General features: G+C 69.8%; 17 protein-coding genes. 4 read left to right on the top strand and 13 right to left on the bottom strand.

Features of this window, described 5'->3' with window-relative positions; translation table 11 throughout:
• Nucleotides 1–142: 142 nt before the first annotated feature.
• Entirely contained in the window at nt 143–2,797 is a 2,655-nt protein-coding gene (locus tag ACOYR3_RS16420; RefSeq protein ID WP_422843394.1) for an FtsX-like permease family protein, read from the bottom strand.
• A 200-nt stretch (nt 2,798–2,997) separates the two neighbouring features.
• Here ACOYR3_RS16420 and ACOYR3_RS16415 point away from each other — a divergent pair, with 200 nt between their 5' ends.
• Nucleotides 2,998–3,426: an Hsp20/alpha crystallin family protein gene (locus tag ACOYR3_RS16415; protein WP_422843393.1), complete on the top strand. Its 429-nt coding sequence runs from the start codon at nt 2,998–3,000 to the stop codon at nt 3,424–3,426.
• A 39-nt stretch (nt 3,427–3,465) separates the two neighbouring features.
• Here ACOYR3_RS16415 and ACOYR3_RS16410 read toward each other — a convergent pair whose 3' ends face one another.
• From ACOYR3_RS16410 to ACOYR3_RS16380, 7 genes are all read right to left on the bottom strand, one after another.
• Nucleotides 3,466–4,125: an ABC transporter ATP-binding protein gene (locus ACOYR3_RS16410; protein ID WP_422843392.1), complete on the bottom strand. Its 660-nt coding sequence runs from the start codon at nt 4,123–4,125 to the stop codon at nt 3,466–3,468.
• 1 nt (nt 4,126) lies between these two features.
• Nucleotides 4,127–5,131 (bottom strand): tRNA (adenosine(37)-N6)-dimethylallyltransferase MiaA, encoded by a 1,005-nt coding sequence (gene miaA / locus ACOYR3_RS16405; RefSeq protein WP_422843391.1) that lies wholly within the window; start codon nt 5,129–5,131, stop codon nt 4,127–4,129.
• On the bottom strand, nt 5,124–6,362 hold the full coding sequence (locus ACOYR3_RS16400) for a multidrug effflux MFS transporter (protein WP_422843390.1): 1,239 nt from the start codon (nt 6,360–6,362) through the stop codon (nt 5,124–5,126). Before ACOYR3_RS16400 ends, miaA begins: the two co-directional genes overlap by 8 nt.
• A 96-nt stretch (nt 6,363–6,458) precedes the next feature.
• Entirely contained in the window at nt 6,459–7,292 is an 834-nt protein-coding gene (locus tag ACOYR3_RS16395) for an alpha/beta hydrolase (protein WP_422843389.1), read from the bottom strand.
• A gap of 75 nt (nt 7,293–7,367) precedes the next feature.
• On the bottom strand, nt 7,368–8,501 hold the full coding sequence (locus tag ACOYR3_RS16390; RefSeq protein ID WP_422843388.1) for a PilT/PilU family type 4a pilus ATPase: 1,134 nt from the start codon (nt 8,499–8,501) through the stop codon (nt 7,368–7,370).
• Between the two features lie 116 nt (nt 8,502–8,617).
• Nucleotides 8,618–9,961: an NADP-specific glutamate dehydrogenase gene (gene gdhA / locus ACOYR3_RS16385; protein ID WP_422843387.1), complete on the bottom strand. Its 1,344-nt coding sequence runs from the start codon at nt 9,959–9,961 to the stop codon at nt 8,618–8,620.
• Nucleotides 9,962–10,036: 75 nt separating this feature from the next.
• Nucleotides 10,037–10,228, bottom strand: coding sequence for a hypothetical protein (locus tag ACOYR3_RS16380; protein WP_422843386.1), 192 nt, complete (start codon nt 10,226–10,228; stop codon nt 10,037–10,039).
• Between ACOYR3_RS16380 and ACOYR3_RS16375 the strand changes: the two genes are divergently transcribed.
• Complete coding sequence (locus ACOYR3_RS16375; RefSeq protein ID WP_422843385.1) at nt 10,227–11,390, top strand: glycerophosphodiester phosphodiesterase; 1,164 nt, start codon at nt 10,227–10,229, stop codon at nt 11,388–11,390. The two genes, ACOYR3_RS16380 and ACOYR3_RS16375, sit on opposite strands and share 2 nt — an antisense overlap.
• 118 nt (nt 11,391–11,508) lie before the next feature.
• Here ACOYR3_RS16375 and ACOYR3_RS16370 read toward each other — a convergent pair whose 3' ends face one another.
• On the bottom strand, nt 11,509–12,261 hold the full coding sequence (locus ACOYR3_RS16370) for a methyltransferase domain-containing protein (RefSeq protein WP_422843384.1): 753 nt from the start codon (nt 12,259–12,261) through the stop codon (nt 11,509–11,511).
• A gap of 403 nt (nt 12,262–12,664) precedes the next feature.
• Here ACOYR3_RS16370 and ACOYR3_RS16365 point away from each other — a divergent pair, with 403 nt between their 5' ends.
• The gene (locus tag ACOYR3_RS16365; RefSeq protein ID WP_422843383.1) at nt 12,665–14,539 is read left to right on the top strand and encodes a hypothetical protein; all 1,875 of its coding nucleotides are present in this window, start codon (nt 12,665–12,667) and stop codon (nt 14,537–14,539) included.
• Nucleotides 14,540–14,590: 51 nt separating this feature from the next.
• Here the strand turns inward: ACOYR3_RS16365 and mutL are convergent, their stop codons facing one another.
• A complete protein-coding gene (mutL, locus tag ACOYR3_RS16360; RefSeq protein ID WP_422843382.1) occupies nt 14,591–16,606 on the bottom strand; it encodes a DNA mismatch repair endonuclease MutL in 2,016 nt (671 codons plus the stop codon).
• A 94-nt stretch (nt 16,607–16,700) separates the two neighbouring features.
• On the opposite strand from mutL, the gene ACOYR3_RS16355 reads away from it, so the two are divergent.
• The gene (locus tag ACOYR3_RS16355; RefSeq protein WP_422843381.1) at nt 16,701–17,357 is read left to right on the top strand and encodes a DedA family protein; all 657 of its coding nucleotides are present in this window, start codon (nt 16,701–16,703) and stop codon (nt 17,355–17,357) included.
• 75 nt (nt 17,358–17,432) lie between these two features.
• On the opposite strand, the gene ACOYR3_RS16350 is transcribed toward ACOYR3_RS16355, so the two are convergent.
• The 3 genes from ACOYR3_RS16350 to ACOYR3_RS16340 all read right to left on the bottom strand — a co-directional run bounded on the left by ACOYR3_RS16350 (nt 17,433) and on the right by ACOYR3_RS16340 (nt 19,717).
• On the bottom strand, nt 17,433–17,672 hold the full coding sequence (locus ACOYR3_RS16350) for a glycine zipper 2TM domain-containing protein (protein WP_422843380.1): 240 nt from the start codon (nt 17,670–17,672) through the stop codon (nt 17,433–17,435).
• 178 nt (nt 17,673–17,850) lie between these two features.
• Entirely contained in the window at nt 17,851–18,186 is a 336-nt protein-coding gene (locus ACOYR3_RS16345; protein WP_422843379.1) for a cupin domain-containing protein, read from the bottom strand.
• Nucleotides 18,187–18,271: 85 nt separating this feature from the next.
• A complete protein-coding gene (locus ACOYR3_RS16340) occupies nt 18,272–19,717 on the bottom strand; it encodes an N-acetylmuramoyl-L-alanine amidase (protein ID WP_422843378.1) in 1,446 nt (481 codons plus the stop codon).

Here is a 19,717-nt window from a genome sequence, read left to right as displayed (position 1 = left end):
CTGGCCTGCAAGAGCGGCCCCGTCCATTGCGAGGCGCGCAAGCCTTCAGGGCGGGGGTGGCGTCAAGGGATGATTATCAAAATTTGCCACGATTGCAAACAATATTTAACGCAATGTGCAATTTCTTGACAGGGGTGGCCCGTTACCAGTCTTCCTTGACGGCCAGTACGGCGCTCTGTCCCGCCGCCGCCCGCCCCGCGACCCAGGCCGTCAATGTGCCAGCGGCCACCACGGCGGCGCACAGGCCCAGCAGCCGCAGGGCCGGCACGCGCAGGTCCATGGTCCAGTGAAAGCTTTGCGGGTTGACCACGTGCACCAGCACCACGGCCACCGCCAGGCCCAGCAGCACCCCGGCGGAAGCGCCGGCTGCCGTCCAGGCAGCGCCCTCGCCGGCCACCACGGCCAGGATTTGCCGGCGGGTGAGGCCCAGGTGGGCGAGCAGGCCAAACTCCTTGCGCCGCGCCAGCACCTGGGCACTGAAGCTGGCCGCAACGCCGAAGAGGCCGATGCCGATGGCCACCGCCTGGAGCCAGTAGGTCACGGCGAAGCTGCGGTCGAAGATGCGCAGCGAGCGCTCGCGGATCGCGCTTGCCGAGACAAATTCCACCAGGGCCGGCGCCTCCGGCCCGGCCTCCACCGCTGTGGGAGCCCCGCCGCCCCGTGCCTGCGCCGCCGCCAGGGCGCGCACCGCCGCCTGCAGCGCGGCAGTGTCGGCGCCGTCACGCGGCCACACGGCCAGGTCGCTGGTGCGGCCGTCGCCTGTCAGCCGCAGCCACACGGCGCGGTCCATCACCACGGCGCCCGACTGCCGGGCGTAGTCGCGCCACACGCCCGCTATGTAAAAGATAGCTGGTTGCGCTTGATGGTATTGGGCTAGAGGCTCAAAAGCCTTGGAAAATGCCGGCCAGTCCATGCCGGGGCGCACACCGTACAGGTCGAGAACGGCTTCGCTCACATACACCGCGGTACGCCCGGCGGGCACCGGCAGGGCCTCGCCGACCAGCGGCAGGCTTTGCGCCGACGGGGCGGCCGGGCTGGCCTGGGAGCCCAGCGGCCGGCTGAGGACCGTGAGCGCCGGGCGCGCAGGGTCGAGCTGCAGCGGGCTGGCGCGCAGGGCTTGCAGCCGTTCGATCTGCGGCAGCCGTGCCACGGCTTCGGCAAAACCCGCGGGCAGCAGTGCCGCATCGCCGCTGCCGGGCGCACCGATGGCCGAGCGCACGTACAGGGGCGAGGGCAGCACCGCGTCCAGCCACTGCAGGACGGAGCCCCGAAAGCTCGACACCATCACCGTCAGTGCCACCGCCAGGCTCAGGCTGGCCACGACCCCGCCAACGGCCATGGCGGCGGTGGCGCGCATGCGCCGTGCGCGCTCCAGGGCCAGCAGGGGCAAGGCGCCGCGGCCAGCCAGCGGCTGCAGGCGGCGCAGCACCTGGTCCAGCCCCCGGGGCAGCAGGGCGATGCCGCCCACCAGCAGCAGCGCCACGGCCAGGTAGGCGGCCAGCGGAATGCCAAAAACCGGAGGCGCCAGCGCCAGCAGCACGCCCAGGGTGATCAAGACCAGCCCCGTGGCGCCCGCGTGCCCCTGCGCAGCGGCCGTGCCCAGCCCCTTGAGCGTCTGGGCCGGCGGCAGTGCCTGGGCGGCACGCGCCGGCCACCAGCCGCCCGCCAGCGCTGCCAGCGTGCCCAGCCCGCCGTACACCGCCGCGGCGGGCAGGCTCCACTGCAGCGCCGGCTGCACCCCCGCGAAGTAGCCGCCCCCGAGGTCGCCCCCCAGCAGCCGCAGGGCTGCCGCGGCCAGGCCGGTGCCCAGGGCAATGCCCGCCACGCTGCCCAGCAGCCCCAGGGCGGCCGACTCCCACAGCACCAGGGCCAGCCGCTGGCGCGGCGTGGCGCCCAGCACCGCAAGCAGCGCAAACTGCGGTCCGCGCTGCGCCACGCTGAGGGCCAGCACCGAATACACCAGGAACGCGCCCGTGAACAGGGCCACCAGGGCCAGCACGTTGAGGTTGACCCGGTAGGCCCGCGAGAGGTTGCTGATGCGCTGCGCCGCGTCCCCCGGCTGCGCAAACACGGCCTGGGCCGGCCAGCCGGGCAGGGCGCGCACGGCCTGCTGCCACGCGCGGGCGTCGGTGCCGGGCTGCAGCTGCAGGTCGATGCGGGTGAGTTCTCCGGCGCGGCCCAGCAGGTCCTGCGCCGCGCCCAGGTCCATGACGGCCAGCGGCGCACCGCCCGCAGCCACGGTGCCCGCCACGCGCACGGACCACTGCTGCAACCCGGCCTGCAGCAGCACGGGCGGCGCGGTGCGTGCCAATTCGTGACCCGACAGGCCCAGCGCCTGCAGTGCGGCTGCGTTGAGGAACACGGTGGCCGGGGCCAGCAGCGCCAGCCGGTCGGCGTCTTTCCACGGGCGGGGCATGAGGGCGGGGGCCACGGCCGGCAGCAGCAGCGCGTCGGCGCCCACCACGCGCAGCGGCGCGCCGGCGGCCGGGCCCTGCGCCGCCGTGCGGGCCACGGCGGTCCACTCCAGCACCGGGCTGGCGCGGGCCACCTGCGGGTGGGTGGCCAGCGGGCCGTACACGGCCTCGGGCAGGCTGCCCTGCATGGCGCGCAGCTCCAGGTCGGGCTGGCCGTTGACGGCGCGCACGGCGTGCGAAAACTCGTCCAGCGCCGAGGCATTGATCACCTGCACCGCAAACCCCAGCGCCACGCCCAGCATCACCGCCACCACGGCGGCGGCGCTGCGCCAGGGGTGGTGGCGCAGGTCCCGCCAGGAGAAGGTGCGAAGGAGCGCCAGCATGGCGCGATTGTGGCGTGCGCCGCCGCCCGGCGCAGCGCCCGGCCGGCACTGATGCAGGTCAATCTTGCCGCCGGAAGGCCTTGAAGCCGCGCCGCAGGGTACTTATCTTTGTCAACGGAAGGTTGCCAGGCGGGCAGCCTCCCGGGGCGGCGGCGCAGTGCCGGCCCTGGTGTACCCACCCCTTTTTCAGGAGCTCAACCATGAATTCGCTGGTATCTCGCGGCAGTCTGTTCGATGACTTCTTCAAGGACATTGCACCCGGGTTCTATGTGCGGCCACTGCACGGCGACAACCTGCCCTCGCCCTCGCAGATCAAGGTGGACGTGTCTGAAAACGAAACCGGCTACACCGTGCAGGCCGAAGTGCCCGGCGTGACCAAGGAAGACATCCACGTCTCGCTGGAAGGCAACGTGGTGAGCCTGCGCGCCGAAGTGCGGCAGCACGACGAGAAGCGCGAGGGCGACAAGGTGCTGCGTTCGGAGCGCTATTTCGGGTCGGTGGCCCGCAGCTTCCAGCTGCCCGACGAAGTGGATGCCTCCCAGGCCAAGGCCAAGTACGACAACGGCGTGCTCACGCTGACCCTGCCCAAGAAGGCCAACAAGGCCGCGCAGCGCCTGCACATCGAATAAGTTGGGGTGTGCCTGTCCGGCGCAGGCGCCGGGCAGGTGTCAGCGCAAGGGCGCCATCCCCTCGGCGGTCAGCCGCAGTACGCGGTCGGCGCGCTCGGCGGCGGCCTGCGAGTGCGTGACCAGCACCAGCGACGCGCCGTGCTGGCGCGTCTGCGCCAGCAGCAGGTCCATCACCCGGGCGGCGGTGCCAGGGTCCAGGTTGCCGGTGGGCTCGTCGGCCAGCAGCAGGCCGGGGCGGTGCACCAGTGCGCGGGCAATGGCCACGCGCTGCAGCTGCCCGCCGCTGAGCTGCTGCGGCAGCCGCGAGCCCAGCCCCTCCAGGCCCACGGCCTCCAGCATCTGCTGCACCCGGCGCGGGTCCGGGCGGTCCAGCAGCATCAGCGGCAAGGCCACGTTCTGCGCCACGTCCAGGTGCGGCAGCACGTGGAACGCCTGGAACACGAACCCCACATGGGCGCGGCGCCACAGGGCCCGCTGGGTGTCCGTGAGCGCGTCCAGGCGGGTGGCGCCGTGCGTGATGGAGCCCGTGTCCCAGGTGTCCAGCCCCGCCAGGCAGTTGAGCAGGGTGGACTTGCCCACGCCGGAGTCGCCGACGATGGCCACGAACTCGCCCGGCTCCACCGCAAAGTCCACCCCGGCACACACGGGCGTGTCGCCGTAGCGCTTGCCCAGCTGTTCCACGCGCAGCCGTGCCGTCATGTCAGGGTGCTGCGGGTTGCGGGGGCGGGGCGGACAGTCGCTGCAGCACGGCCTGCACCAGCTGGGCCACTGCGTTCGGCTGGTCGCAGGCCACGGCGTGGCGCGCGGGCATGCTGCGCAGCCAGGTGATCTGCCGCTTGGCCAGCTGGCGCGTGGCGGCAATGCCGCGCTCGCGCAGGCTCTGCAGGGGCCAGGTGCCGTCCAGGCTTTCCCAGGCCTGCCGGTAGCCCACGCAGCGCATCGAGGGCAGGTCCGGGTGCAGATCGCCCCGCGCCCGCAGGCCGCGCACCTCGTCCAGGAAGCCGGCGGCCAGCATCGCATCAAACCGCTGCGCAATGCGCTCGTGCAGCCAGGCCCGGTCTTGCGGTTCCAAGGAAAAAAGGGCTGTAGCGCTTGCAGCACCAGCGCGAGCAGCTCCTGTTTTTGTAGTGTGAAAGCTCGACAGCGGGCGGCCGGACACATGCCACACCTCCAGCGCACGCTGGATGCGCTGGCTGTCCGCCGGGGCCAGGCGCGCGGCGGTGGCGGGGTCCACGCGGGCCAGCTCGGCGTGCAGCGCGGGCCAGCCCTGTTCAGCGGCCTGGGCTTCCAGCCGCGCGCGCACGGCGGGGTCGGCGGGCGGCATGTCGTCGATGCCGTCGAACAGCGCCTTGAAGTACAGCATGGTGCCGCCCACCAGCAGGGGCAGCGCGCCCCGGGCGCGGATCTCGCCCATGAGGCGCGTGGCGTCCTGCACGAACTCGGCCGCGCTGTAGGTCTGCAGCGGGTCGCGGATGTCGATGAGGTGGTGCGGCACGGCGGCGCGCTCGTCGGCTGTGGGCTTGGCCGTGCCGATGTCCATGCCGCGGTACACCAGGGCCGAGTCCACGCTGATGATCTCCACCGGCACGCCCTGCTTGCCCAGCACGGCGGCCAGGGCCAGCGCGCCGGCTGTTTTGCCCGATGCGGTAGGGCCCGCCAGGGCGACGGCGGGCAGCGTGCCCGGCGAGGGAAGGGTGTCAGGCATGGTCCTTGGCCACCCCGAATTTCCGCACCAGCGTCCAGGAGATGGCGGCGAGCGCGGCCGACCAGAACCACACGCCGTTGACCAGCGGCCACACCGTGCCGTCCAGCCGCTGGCCCAGCCAGCCGCCAATGCCGAACGCCGCCAGCATCATCATGAAGCCATTGAGCGCCGAGGCCACCCCGGCCGCCTTGGGGAAGGGGCCCACGGCGCCGCTTTGCCCGCAGGGCTGGTGAATGCCGTGGCCCAGCATGTACAGGAAAAACGGCAGCAGCAAGGCCCAGGGCTCAAGCCAGCCCAGCGCCGCCACCGCCGCCATCAGCGTGCCGCCTGCCAGGCTCAGGCCGCCGGCAATCGCCACCGTGCGCGGCAGGCCGTAGCGCACCAGCCAGCGGCGGCACAGAAAGGTGCCCGCCAGATAGGCCACGCAGGCCGAGGCCATGACCCAGCCGTACTGCGTGCGGGTGAGGCCGAGCACGTCGATGTAGACGAACGACGAGGACGCCAGAAAGGTGAACAGGCCGCCGTAGGTGGCCGTGGTCTGCAGCGAGAACGCCCAGAAGGTGGGGCTGCGCAGTACGTGCGCCCAGGTGCCCACCAGCGCGCGCGGCTGCAGCGCCTGGGGGTTGCGGTGTGCCAGGGTTTCGGGCATGCGCAGCGCCACCACCGCCAGGGTGGCCGCGCCATAGGCCGTCACGGCCGTCAACGCCGCGCGCCAGCCCAGCCATTCGCTCAGCAGGCCGCCCAGCGGGGCGCAGATGCAGGCCACCACGCCCAGGCCGGTGAGGGCCTTGGACATGGCGCGCGCCCCTTCATTGGGCGTGTACAGGTCGCGCACGATGGCACGGGCGCACATCACCACGGCCCCCATGGCGGCGCCCTGGGCAATGCGCCACAGGATCAGCAGCGCCATGCTGGGCGCCAGCGCGCTGCCCAGCGACGCCACGGTGTAGATGGCCAGGCCCGTCAGCAGGATGGGCCGGCGGCCAAAGCGGTCCGACAACGGCCCCCACACCATTTGCGAGCAGCCAAAGGCCAGCAGCAGCCCGCTAAGGGTGAGCTGCGCCGCGGCCACCGGCGCGCCCAGGCTGCGCGTGAGCGCGGGCAGGGCCGGCAGGTACAGGTCGGTGGTGACGGGCTGGATGGACAGCAGCAGTGCCAGCACGAGGATGGCCAGGCCGGGCTGGACGGCGGGGAGGGCGGCTGGGGTCGCAGCGGCGGACGGGGCAGACATATCCGTCTGAGCGTACCAGAAGGGGCGTGCCCGCAGCGCCCCGTGGGCCATGCTGCGGACGGGGCGGGAGCGCAGGCGCTTTGGCGCTTTGGCGGCCTACTGCAGCCGGAACAGCGACGCCAGGGCCTGGCGGTACTGCGCCTGCCCCACGGTGTTGGTCGTGTGGTGCGATCCCCCGTCCACCAGCACGAACTGCTTGGGCTCCTGCGCCGCCTCGTACAGCTTGCGCCCCAGCGACGGCAGGATCAGGCTGTCCTCGCTGCCATGCACCACCAGCAGCGGAGACCCGATGCGCGCCACCTTGCGGACGGATTCGAACCGCTGGGTGATGAGGGCCGACACCGGCAGCCATCCCCACTTGAAGGTGCTGACCACCTCGGGCACGCTGGTGAAGGTGCCCTCGACCATGGTGCCTTGCTCGTCGTCCACCTTGCTCGCCAGGTCGATGGCGATGGCGCCCCCCAGCGAGTGGCCGAAGAGGTAGCGGGGCTTGCCGGGCTGGTGCTGCGCCAGCCAGTCCCAGGCGGCACGGGCGTCCTCGGCGGCGGTGGTTTCGGACGGCAGTCCGGCGCTGCTGCGGCCGAACCCCCGGTAGTCGATGGCCAGCACCGAGAAGCCCAGCTCCTGCATGCGGCGGATGCGCCCGGCGGAGCCCGCCACGTTCCAGCGCGCGCCGTGCAGGTACAGCAGCGCCGGCGCGCCGGCGCGCCCCTGCGGCAGCCACAGGCCGTGCAGCCGCGCCGGGCTGCCGGTGGCCTCCGACGCGAAATCGATCCACACGTCCTGCATGCCCTCGGTGGAGGGGGCTCCGCCCCAGCTGCGGTCGCTGGGCTGAAAAATCCACTCGCGCTGCTTGGCGTCCAGGGTGGCGCAGCCCACGCTCACGGCCACCACCAGTGCCAGCGAGGAAAGAAGAGGTCCGCGTTTCATGCCTGCACTGATCCGTTCCGGCCCGCCAAAGTTCGCGCTGTTACGCTGGCGCGGCGGCGGCATGCCCTGGCTCTGTCAATACAGCCGCGACGCCGATTGCATGGGCGAGGTGGTGTCGATCGCCAGGTCGCCCGCGTCGTTCGTGCTCACCCCGGCCGCCAGCCGCACGCGCAGCGCCAGGTCGGTGCGCGAGTCGGCGTTGTGCAGGGCTTCCTCCAGCGAGATCCGGCCTTCGGTGTACAGCTGGTACAGCGCCTGGTCGAACGTGCACATGCCGATTTCCGTGCTGTGGCCCATGGCCTCCTTGATGCCGGCGAACTCGCCCTTGGCGATCAGGTCGGCGATGTAGGGCGAGTTGAGCATCACCTCCACCGCGGGCACCAGCTTCTCGTGCAGGCCGGGAATCAGCCGCTGCGACACCACGCCCGCCAGGTTCAGGCTCAGGTCGATGAGCAGCTGGTGGTGCGCGTCTTCCGGGAAGAAGTTGATCACCCGCTCCATCGCCTGGTTGGCGTTGTTGGCGTGCAGCGTGGACAGGCACAGGTGGCCGGTTTCCGCAAAGGCGATGGCCTGCTTCATGGTGTTGCGGTCGCGGATCTCGCCGATCATGATCACGTCCGGCGCCTCGCGCAGCGCGTTCTTCAGCGCTTCCTCGTACGACTGCGTGTCGATGCCCACCTCGCGCTGGTCGACCACCGAGCGCTTGTGGGCGTGCAGGAATTCCAGCGGGTCCTCGATGGTGAGGATGTGGCCCGTCACGTTTTCGTTGCGGTAGTTGATCATCGACGCCAGCGTGGTCGACTTGCCCGACCCCGTGGCGCCCGTCACCAGCACCAGCCCGCGCTTGCGCAGCACCAGCTTTTCCAGGATGGCCGGCAGGCCCAGGGCCGACAGCGCCGGAATCTTGTTCTTGATGTAGCGCACCACCATGCCCGTCTCGCCGCGCTGCACGAACACATTGACGCGAAAGCGCCCCAGGTTCTCGGCTGAGATGGACAGGTTCATCTCCTGCCGCGCCTCGAACTCGCTGATCTGCTTCTCGTTCATGACGGAATAGGCCAGCTGCTTGACCTGGCCGGGCAGCAGCGCCGGCATTTTCAGCGGGTGGGTGACGCCCTCGATCTTGAGGTTCACCGGCGCGCCCACGCTGAAAAACAGGTCGGAGCCACCCTTTTCGACGAGGGCGTTCAGAAAGCTGAAGATTTCCACGGTGGACTCCTGCGCAAGAGGCAAAAAGGGCGGGCCCGCCGCCGGGTGGGCCTGGGCCAAGGCGCCTGTAGCATACGCTTACATGCGGCTTCGCCCAAGCCGCGCCCCGCCTGCCGCTACACCACGCCTTGCGCCAGCATGGCGTCCGCCACCTTGACGAAGCCCGCAATGTTGGCGCCGTCGATGTAGCTCACCGAGCCATCGGCGCGGCGGCCGTACTGCAGGCACGCTGCGTGGATGCCCCGCATGATCTGCAGCAGGCGCGCGTCCACCTCGTCGCGCGGCCAGGACAGCCGGGCGGAGTTCTGGCTCATTTCCAGGCCCGAGGTGGCCACGCCGCCGGCGTTGCTGGCCTTGCCGGGGGCGTACAGCACGCCCGCCGCTTCCAGTGCCTTGGCCGCCTCGATGGTGGCGGGCATGTTGGCCCCTTCGGCCACGCAGACCACCCCGTTGCGCACCAGGGTGGCGGCATCGTTGCCATCCAGCTCGTTCTGCGTGGCGCAGGGCAGGGCCACGTCGACCGGCACGTGCCAGGGGCGCACGCCGGCTTCAAACCGCACGCCGGTGCGGGCCGCATAGTCGCTCACGCGGCCGTAGTGGTGGTTCTTCACCTCCATCAGGATGGCGAGCTTCTCGGGCGTGAAGCCTTCCTCATCCACCACCGTGCCGCTGGAGTCGGACACCGTGACGACCTTGGCGCCCAGCTGCATGGCCTTTTCCACCGCGTACTGCGCGACATTGCCCGAACCCGACACGGACACCCGCAGCCCGTCAAACGAGCGGCCCCGCGTTTTCAGCATCTCCTCGGCAAAGTACACCGTGCCATAGCCCGTGGCCTCGGGGCGGATCAGCGAGCCGCCGAACGACAGGCCCTTGCCCGTGAAAACGCAGTCGGCGCGGTTGCTGAGCTTTTTCATCATCCCCGCCATGTAGCCCACCTCGCGGCCGCCCACGCCGATGTCGCCCGCCGGCACGTCGGTATCCGCGCCCACGTGGCGGAACAGCTCGGACACGAAAGCCTGGCAAAAGCGCATGACTTCGCCGGGGCTCTTGCCCTTGGGGTCGAAGTCGCTGCCGCCCTTGCCGCCGCCCATGGGCAGCGTGGTCAGCGCGTTCTTGAAGGTCTGCTCGAACGCCAGGAATTTCAGCACCGACAGGTTCACCGAGGGGTGGAACCGGATGCCGCCCTTGTAGGGCCCGATGGCCATGCTGTGCTGGATGCGGTAGCCGCGGTTGACCTGCACCGTGCCGTGGTCGTCCACCCAGGCCACGCGGAACATCACGGTGCGCTCGGGTTCCACCAGGCGCTCCAGCAGGCCGTGTTCCGCATAGCGCGGGTGTTTGGCAATGAAGGGCCACAGGCTCTCCAGCACTTCGGTAACGGCCTGTAAAAACTCGGGCTGACCCGGATTGCGAAGGGCCACGTGGGCCAGGAAGCTGCCTGCAGTTTCGTATTTCATAAGGTTCAAAAGACTCTCAACGTCGTCCACCGGGAGCAGGCACTATGCACTGCAATAGAGCATTATGTTCAAAAGTCATACTTTCATGCCGATGGCTATGCACAATGCTGGGGATTTGGCGGTCAAAAATGGGGTGGTTTGCATTGATTTGGTGCGTTCCTGGATGGTTTTAAGGAGCTGATGGGCCCAGGCGCTGGCCGTCACGGCCGTGTCACACGGCGCGCCCACAGTTCTGCGGTTTTTCAACCACAACGAGGAGAAGTGCATGCACATTTCTGGTGCGAGAGGGAGTTTGCTGGCCCTGGCGGCGGTGCTGGCGGCCTGCGGCGGCAGCGACGGGCCGCGCTATCCCACGCTCAACGGCGACACCCCTTTGGTCATTGGCCACCGCGGGGCTGCCGGCTACCTGCCCGACCACACGCTGGAGGGATACCAGCGCGGCATCGACATGGGCGCTGACTTCATCGAGCCGGACCTGGTGGCCACCAAGGACGGCGCGCTGGTCGCTCGGCATGAGCCCAACATCACCGGCACCACGGACGTGGCCTCGCGCCCCGAATTCGCCAGCCGCAAGACCAAGAAGGTGGTGGACGGCGTGGAGGAAGAGGGCTGGTTCGTGTCCGACTTCACCCTGGCCGAGCTCAAGACCCTGCGGGCGATCCAGCCGCTGTCCGACCGCGATCAATCGTTCAACGGCAAGTTCCAGATCCCTACGCTGGAGGAAGTGCTGGACCTGGCCAAGAGCGCGGGCGCCAAGGCGGGCCGCACCGTGGGCGTGTACCCCGAAACCAAGCACCCCACGTACCACGCCAAGCTGGGGCTGCCGCTGGAGGACCGCCTGCTCACGGTGCTGGCCAAGTACGGCTACACCAGCAAGAGCTCGCCGGTGATCGTGCAGTCGTTCGAGGTGTCCAACCTCAAGTACCTGCGCACCAAGACGCAAATCCGTCTGGTGCAGCTGGTGGATGCCAATGACGTGAACCCCGACGGCAGCATGGACCTGACGGCGCCGTACGACCGGCCGTATGACTTTGCGGTGGCCGGCGACTCACGCACCTTCGCCAGCCTGCTCACTCCGGCCGGCCTGAAGGAAGTCAAGACCTACGCCGATGGCGTGGGCCCGTGGAAGCCCTACCTGATCCCTTCCAAGCAGGTGGACGCCAACAAGGACGGCAAGGCCGATGACCTCAATGGCGACGGCAAGATCGACGAGCGCGACCGCGTCATGATGCCCCCGACCGACGTGGTGAAGAACGCCCACGCTGCCGGGCTGTTCGTGCACGCCTACACCTTCCGCAACGAGGCCAAGCGTCTGGCGTCGGACTTCAAGGGGGATCCGAAGGCGGAATACAAGCTGTTCTACGAGCTGGGCGTGGACGGCGTGTTCAGCGACTTCGCCGATACGGCCAAGGCTGCGCGCGACCAGTGATGCGCTGGGGTGATTCCCCGGGAAGCACCCGGAGAAAAGCGCCGCAAGGCGCTTTTCTCTTTAGGGCGAAAGGACAGGAAAAGAAGAAGGGCTCGCCACAAATGGGCGATGCCGGCCCCTACGCAACGTGGGGCACGGTTTTCTCAAAGATGAAGACCACTTCTTCCTTGTTCTTCAAGACCAGCCGGGTCTCGTACGCCAGGCGGTACAGGCCCTTGGCCCGGGAGAACATCTCCACCATGCCGTCCATGGTCCAGGCATGAAAGTGGATGCTGTAGTTGGCCGCGTTCAGCTCCTGCGCCACTTCGCTTTCGAACTGCGCGAGCGCTGCCCCGCTGCGGCGGGGGAACAGCCCCTTGTCCATTCCGTTGGCGGCAAAGATCTTTGCGAACTCGGCATAGGCCAGTTCCCGGGACCAGCCCGGCCCCTCCTCATAGTCCCGTTGAAGGTGCTCGAAGGGCGTGGGCTGCCGCACGCTGTCGAAGCTGTGCCGCATTTCGGGCAGGCTCAGGTACAGGATGCCCCCGTGCTTGAGCACCCTGAGCATGTTGCGGAAGCCCTTGATCGGGTCTTCGAAATGCTCCAGCACATGGTTGGCAATGACGAAGTCCTGCGAGTAGTCCCCCACCTTCGAGAGGCATTCGCCGTCGTCCACGATGTCGGGGCGCACCACGGTGCTCAGGTCCACCCCGAAGTCCTTCAGCGACAGCCCGGCCACCTTGTGGTTGGCGTCCAGGTCTTCCAGGTTGTATTTGTCAACATAGGTCACCTGCGCTGCCGCCGGCACCGGCAGGGGCGAGGTAAAGGCGCCGATTTCCAGCCCCTGGCCCGCGATGAAGTTGTCTGCAATGGTCTTGCGGACCTCGGTCATGGAGGCGCACAGCGGCATCGTGAGAAGGGACGGGGGGGCTGCAGTTTTTTGACGAAGGGCTGTCTCGATTTGCGCTAGTTTGAGTTGGAGGTCCTGCGTCCCTACAAGACGGCGGACGAGAGAGATGGCCATGCGTGTCAAAGTGGAGTCCTCCCGTGAAGTTTCCGGCAGTGGGAGATCGGTGACCCCTGGCTGGCCGTATGCGCATAAGCCGCCCAGTACGATCCCAGTCCCACAGCCGTTTCAAGAAACACACCTTTTGCTTGATATAGCGTTGTATTCTTCGCTGATTTGCGGGTGTATTGGGGCGATCTGCATTTCTGTTTGTGATCAAACGTGTCTTCTTGGGGCCCGCCAGGCCGGATCCGCCAACCCCCGTCCTTGCAGTGCAGAACTCTCTTTCATGAACTTACCCACCGCGTCCCCATCGCCGTCGCGCTCCCCAGCCAGCGACTGGCTGGCCGTGCTGCTGTTGCTGGGCTTCGGTTTCCTGCAGGTCTATTACTGCGACCTCACGTTCCACGGGCCCGACCAGATCCGCGACGTGGAGACGGTGCGGCAGTGGGTGCACCAGGGCCAGTGGCCCCGCAGCAGCACGCCGTTCAACGGGCGGTTCTTTCTGCCGCCGGGGTTCTATTACCTGCTGGGCCTGCCCCTGCTGGTGGCCGACCGCGAGACCAGCATCTTTGCGGCCTTCGGGCTGTTCAACCTGGCCTGCCTCGGCTGGGCGTGGGCCACGTTCCGCGCGCACCTGGGCAGCCGCGTGGCTCTGGCCTTTGTGGCGCTGTGCATGCCCATCGTGGGCAGCATGTACACCCACAGCGCCTGGAATCCGGCGCTGGTGATGGGGCTGTCCAGCGGGGTGCTGGCGCTGTGGGTGCGGGCCTTGCACCGGCCGGGCTCGGGGTGGTTTGCGCTGGCTCTCGCGATGTTCCTGCTGCTGCAGATCCACCCCTCGGCGGTGCCGCTGGCGGTGGCGATGGGGCTGTATGCCGTGCTGCACCCGGCCGTGCTGCGCCAGCGGGGCACTTGGGCCGGTATCGGCGTGGTGGTGGCCCTGACGGCGGGGTGGGCGCTGTGGGCCAAGCCTTGGAACATTGCGAACGTGGTGGCGGCCCCGCCGCCGCCTTCCGAGGCCGGCTGGATGGGGCTCGCCGGCCGGTTGCTGAGCCCGGGCAAATGGTGGGACGCGCTGGCCATGCCCTACCACATGGTGGCCGGCATTTCGCCCGCCGTGCCGGGGGTGACGGCCGCGGCCGCCGTGCTGCTGGGCGTGGTGCTGGTGGGGGCGGTGCTGGGGCTGGCGCGGGCCGCACGGTCGCCCGCCATGCGGTGGGTGGCTGTGGCGATGCTGGTGTGGTGGGTGATGGCCATGCTGATGCTGCCGTTTGGCGCCTTCTGGCACCTGGACGTGATCCAGCCCTGGATGGCCCTGGTGGCTGCCTATGGCTGGGCGGGGGCCAGCGAGCGGTGGGTGCGCAGTGCCGTGCCCTGGCTTGCGGGGATGGCCGCTGTCGGCGTGCTGGCGCTGGGCGGGCAGTGGGCGCTGTACCGGCAGTTCGAGGCGCGGGGCAAGCTGGACCTGGGGGCCAACGTGTCGTTCTTCCCGCACATCGGGGGGGCGCAGCGCTGGGTGCCGTCGTTCAGCTTCCGGTACCTGCGCGCCATGCAGGACTATGTGGAGTCGGAAGGCCTGTGCCAGGGCCAGCTTCGGGGCCTGTACTGGATGCTGGTGCGCGACCTGACCAACCGCCAGTTTGATGCCCGCTGCCCGGTGGCAGCGGCAGGGGCCTCGGCCACGCAATACCTGATCGAGCCCGCGGCCCCCGCGGTGCCCTCGACATTCACTCAGGGGCTGGCGCCCGTGGCCGCGCTGCCGGGCGCGGCGGTGTATGCGTTTGCGCCGCTGCCGGTGCGCGTCAATGGCCGGGAGGGGGGCAACGTGTTCACCGACGAGCGCGTGGACTACATGACCTTCCTGCCGGCCCTGCACCCGCAGGGCATCGCGCTGCAGCTCACCGCGCCGGGGCCCGCCGTGCTGCGCGTGGCCCTGCGCTGCGCCGACGCGTCGGTGCTGCCGGCGCCGGAGGGCTGGTCGCTGGCGCAGGGCCGCGCCACGGCGGCGCCGCGCGCCGAGCACTTCCGGTACATGGGCAGCAACTACTACACGCTGGAGTGGACCTTGCAGCCGGAGCAGCCCGGCGCGCCCATGGCGGCGGCGACGCCGCCGGTGGCGCTGCAGTGCGACGTGTCCGCGGCGGCGCGCGCCTTGCCCTGACCGGGCGCCTGGGGAGGGTGCCGCCGCTGCACGGCGGCTGGCCGGGCCGGCCTACCGCCCGCGCAGGAACAACCCGTCCAGCTCCTTCATCGTGAGCTGCCGCCAAGTGGGGCGGCCGTGGTTGCATTGGTCGCTGCGGTCGGTGGTTTCCATCTGGCGCAGCAGCGCGTTCATCTCGTCGAGCGTGAGCTTGCGGTTGGCGCGCACCGCGCCATGGCAGGCCATGGTGCCCAGGATTTCATTGCGGGCGCGCTGCACCACGGTGGTGGCGTCGTGCGCGGCCAGCTCGGCCAGCACGCTGCGGGCCAGCTCCACCGGGTCGCCAAAGCCCGACGCCGTGGCCAGCGTGGTGGGCACGGCGCGCACGGCCAGGGTCTTGGGGGAAAAGGGCACCACCTCCAGGCCCAGCATGGCCAGCACTTCGGCGGACTCCTCCGCGGTGGCCACCTCTTGCGGCGTGGCGGCGAAGGTGGCCGGGATCAGCAGGGGCTGGCTGGCGATGCGCGCACCGCTGTCCACCTGGGCCTTCAGGCGCTCGTACACGATGCGTTCGTGCGCGGCGTGCATGTCCACGACGACCATGCCCTGGGCGTTCTCGGCCAGGATGTAGACGCCGTGCAGCTGGGCCACGGCGCGGCCCAGGGGCCAGGGGGTTTCGGCTTCAGGCCGTGGTGCGGCTGCTGGCAGCGGCGTGGCAATGGCGGCGGCAGCAACGGCAGCGGGTTGTGCGCCTGAACTGGGCGCTGCCGGGTCGGAGGGCCCTTGCGCCGAGGGTGCCCACAGGCCGCCCAGGGCCGCCGGTGTGGCGGTATCGGGCGCGGCGGTGCTGCGGGGGCCCCACAGCGCCTGCAGGTCCTGCACGCGGTGGCCGCGCTGCGGTTCATCAAATTTGATAGCTGCTTGCGCTTGCCAGACGGGCGCTGGAGCCTGTTTTGGCTCGAAATTCTCGGGGGCGGTGGCCGTGGTGGCCGTGGTGGCCGGTGCCGCAGCCGCCAGGGCCGCCGCGCGGGGCGCGGCCAGGGCGTTCTCCACGGCATGGCGCACGGCCTGGTGCACCTCGCGGCTGTCGCGAAAGCGCACCTCGATCTTGGTGGGGTGCACGTTCACGTCCACGCGCGCCGGGTCGATCTCCACGTACAGCGCGTAGATGGGCTGCTTGTGTCCGTGCAGCACATCCTCGTACGCGCTGCGGGCCGCGTGGGTGAGCACCTTGTCGCGCACGAAGCGGCCGTTGACGTAGCAGTACTGGTGGTCCGGGCGCGAGCGGGCGGCGTCGGGCAGGCCGGCGCGGCCCGTCACGGTGACGGGGCCCACGCGGTGCTGCACGGCGACGGACTGGGTGACGAAGTCTTCGCCCAGCACGTCCGACAGGCGGCGGGCCAGTGCGTCCTGGGCATCCCCCTGCCCGGGCACGAAGGTGGCGCGCCACTGCTCCACCAGCTTGCCTTCGTGCCAGATGGCAAAGCCCACGTCGGGCCGCGCCAGCGCGTGCCGCCGCACGGATTCAATGCAATGGGCCAGCTCGGTGGCGTCGGTTTTCAAAAACTTGCGCCGCGCGGGGGTGGAGAAGAACAGCTCCTTCACTTCCACCGTGGTGCCGGTGCTGCGGGCGGCGGGGCGCAGTTCGCCGCTGCGCGCGTCCAGCAGGAAGGCGCTGCCCTGGCTGGCCGGGCGCGAGAGCAGGGCCGTCTCGGACACCGACGCGATGGCCGCCAGCGCCTCGCCCCGAAAGCCCATGGTGGCCACGGTTTCCAGGTCGTGCAGGTTGGTGATCTTGCTGGTGGCATGGCGGCGCAGGGCCACGGCCAGCTCGTCCTGCGGGATGCCGCAGCCGTCGTCCTCCACCGTGATCAGGCGCACGCCGCCGGCCGACAGGCGCACGGTGATCTGCGTGGCGCCGGAGTCCAGCGCGTTGTCCACCAGCTCGCGCACCACCGAGGCGGGGCGCTCGACCACTTCGCCCGCGGCGATCTGGCTGATCAGCTCGTCGGGCAGGTCGCGGATGGGGCGGCGGGCGGGTGCGGCGGCAGGTGCTGCCGCAAGGGAGGCGGTGGTGTTGTCGGTCACCGCGGGATTTTAGGGCGGGGGGCCGGCAGGGGTTTTGCCGCAGCGCCACCGGCCCAGTGGGGATAATGCCCGCTCCCCTTTTTGACCCCCGCCCATGGAACTCGCCACTTTTCTCATCGATTTCATCCTGCACGTGGACAAGTACCTGGAGGCGTTCGTGCAGTCCTATGGCCCGTGGGTGTATGCGCTGCTGTTCCTGATCGTGTTTGTGGAAACCGGCGTGGTGGTCATGCCCTTCCTCCCGGGCGATTCGCTGCTGTTCATCGTGGGGGCGCTCAGCGGCGCCGGGCTGATGAGCTTTCCGCTGGCCTGCGCGGTGCTGCTGCTGGCGGCCATCCTGGGAGACCAGTGCAACTATTCCATCGGCCGGTGGGTGGGGCCCAAGGTGTTCCAGTGGGAGCAATCCCGCTGGTTCAACCGGCGCGCGTTTGACCAGGCCCACGCGTTCTACGAGCGCTATGGCGGCATCACCATCGTGCTGGCGCGCTTCATGCCCTTCATCCGCACGTTTGCGCCCTTTGTGGCCGGCGTGGCCGCCATGGGCCGAGCCAAGTTCACCGGCTTCAATGTGGCCGGCGCCGTGCTGTGGGTGCTGGGCATCTGCACCGCCGGCTACTTCTTTGGCAACCTGGCGTGGGTGCGGGAGCACCTGGACAAGATCATCTGGGCGCTGATCCTGGTGCCCGGCCTCCTCGCCCTGCTGGGCGCCTGGCGGGCGGGCCGCAAGCCCGAGGGCCCGGCTGCGACCTGAGGAACTTCAAAAAATATAGCTGCCCGCGCTTGCCTGGCAAGCGCGGGCAGCCATTTTGATGCCAAACGGGACCGGTTAGCGGCGGTAGCCCCGGCGCTGGTCGCGGTCCTCGCCGATCTCGTGGCCAATCAGCGCGCCGGCGGCGGCTCCGCCAATGGTGCCTACGGGGCCCCCAAACACGGCATTGCCCACGGCGCCGCCAGCGACGGCGCCGACCCCGGTGCCGATCTGTGCATTGGTGGGGTTGGAGGCGCACCCGCCCAGGGCCAGGGCAGCGGTGCACGTGGTAGCAAGAAGCATGTGACGGATTTTCATGGCTAGGGTCCTTTGTGAATGGAACCAGGCCACGGTCCCGGCTGCACCTGCGTGGCGTTCGGGGAACGTGCCTGTGACTTCACTATCCCTCGCCCGGCGCGGGCCGTCCGTAGGCGATGGCGGCTTGCCGTTGTAGGACACCGGGGCACCACCGCGTGCGCGGCGGGCGGGCTGTCGGCTAGCTCGCGGGCTTCAGGCACAGGGTGACCAGCAGCGACGCGGGCTCCAGGGCCCGCAGCGAGCGCAGCGCGCGGGGCGCCAGGTGCACGAAGTCGCCGGGTTGCAGTTGCTGGGTGCCGTCCTCGCTCAGGAATTCCACCACCCCTTCGATGCACAGCACGGTGGCTTCGCCGGGCGTCTGGTGCTCCTTCATGGATTTGCCGGCGTCCAGCACGACCCGCATGACTTCGAGCTGGCCGGCCTTCAGGATGGCCGCGGTGGTGGTTTCGAGCAGGCGCGCACCCAAGGGGCGCACGCTGACGATCTGGCCGGATTGGGCGTGGGGCAGGGCCATGGAGTGCCTCCTTTCTTGCCGTGGAACGGAAGGCCACTGTGCGCGCACTTTGCCGTGCACGCAAGCCTGGGGGCCTTCATCACACCTAGACCGAACGGCTGCGCGCCAGCGGCGGGTTCTTGGCGAAGTAGCGGGTAATGCCGCGCATCAGCGCGTCGGCCAGCTGTTCCTGGTAGGCGCTGCTGCGCAGCCGGCGTTCTTCTTCGGGGTTGCTGATGAACGCGGTTTCCACCAGCACGCTGGGAATGTCGGGTGCCTTGAGCACGGCAAAGCCGGCCTGCTCCACGCGCGGCTTGTGCAGCCGGGCCATGCCGCCGATCTCGCCCAGCAGCACCGTGCCCAGCTTCAAGCTGTCGTTGATCTGCGCGGTGGTGCTCATGTCCAGCAGGGCGCGTTGCACATGCTGGTCCTTGGACTGCACGTTGATGCCGCCCACCAGGTCGGCCTGGTTTTCCTTGTTGGCCAGCCAGCGTGCCGCCGTGCTGGAGGCGCCGCTCTGGCTGAGCGCGAACACGCTGGCACCGCGGGCTTCGGGCGTGGTGAAGGCGTCGGCATGGATGCTGACGAACAGGTCGGCCTGCACCCGCCGCGCCTTCTGCACCCGCACGCCCAGCGGTACGAAGTAGTCGCCGTCGCGGGTGAGGTAGGCCCGCATGGGGTTGCCGCCGATGGTGGTGGCATTGATGCGGTCGCGCAGCAGGTGGGCCACGCGCAGCACCACGTCTTTCTCGCGCGTGCCCGAGGGACCGATGGCGCCCGGGTCCTCGCCGCCGTGGCCCGGGTCCAGCGCGACGATGATGATGCGGTCGGTCTGGGTGGATGTGGCGCGGTTGCCGGGGCGCGGTGTCTCGGCCGGCGCCGGGGCAGGAGCCGGCGCAGGCGCTGCGGCCACCTGCGGGGGCGGCGCGTTGTCGGGCGTGCCGGGGCGGTGGGCGCGCTGGGCAATCAGGTCGCCCAGCGGGTCGTGCGCGGGCGCTGGCGGGGCTGCAGTGCCGCGGGCGGCGGGTGCTGGCGTGGTGGCCGCCGCTGCCGTCTTGGTGTCGGCCGGAGCGTCGCGCAGGCGCTCGGCAATCAGGGCCTCCAGCGGGTCCACCGGCACGGCGGGGTACAGGTCGAACACCAGGCGGTGCCGGTAGGCCGCCACCGGCGGCAGGGTGAACACCTGGGGCACGGCTGCCTGCTTCAGGTCCACCACCAGCCGCACCACGCCGGGCGCGTTCTGGCCCACGCGGATGCCCGCGATGTTGGGGTCGTCGGGCTTGACCTTGGCCACCAGTTCGCGCAGCTCAGGGCTCAGGTCGATGCCCTCGATGTCGACGGCCAGGCGCGGCGGCGTGGCCACGAAAAACTGCTTGGCCACCAGCGCGCCGTCCGATTCGATGGTCACGCGCGAATACTCGGGGGCGGGCCACACGCGCACGGCCAGGATGGTGGCTCCGCGGGCAATCTGCTGCGCGCCCAGCAGCAAGACCAGGCTACCGGCCTGCAGCAGCGCGCGGCGGGACGGGGGGCGGGTTCGGGTGGAACTCAT

Origin of the sequence: Acidovorax sp. M2(2025) (genome assembly GCF_049330835.1) — a bacterium.
GTDB lineage: Bacteria > Pseudomonadota > Gammaproteobacteria > Burkholderiales > Burkholderiaceae_C > Acidovorax.
This window is presented reverse-complemented; position numbering and strand designations above follow the sequence as displayed.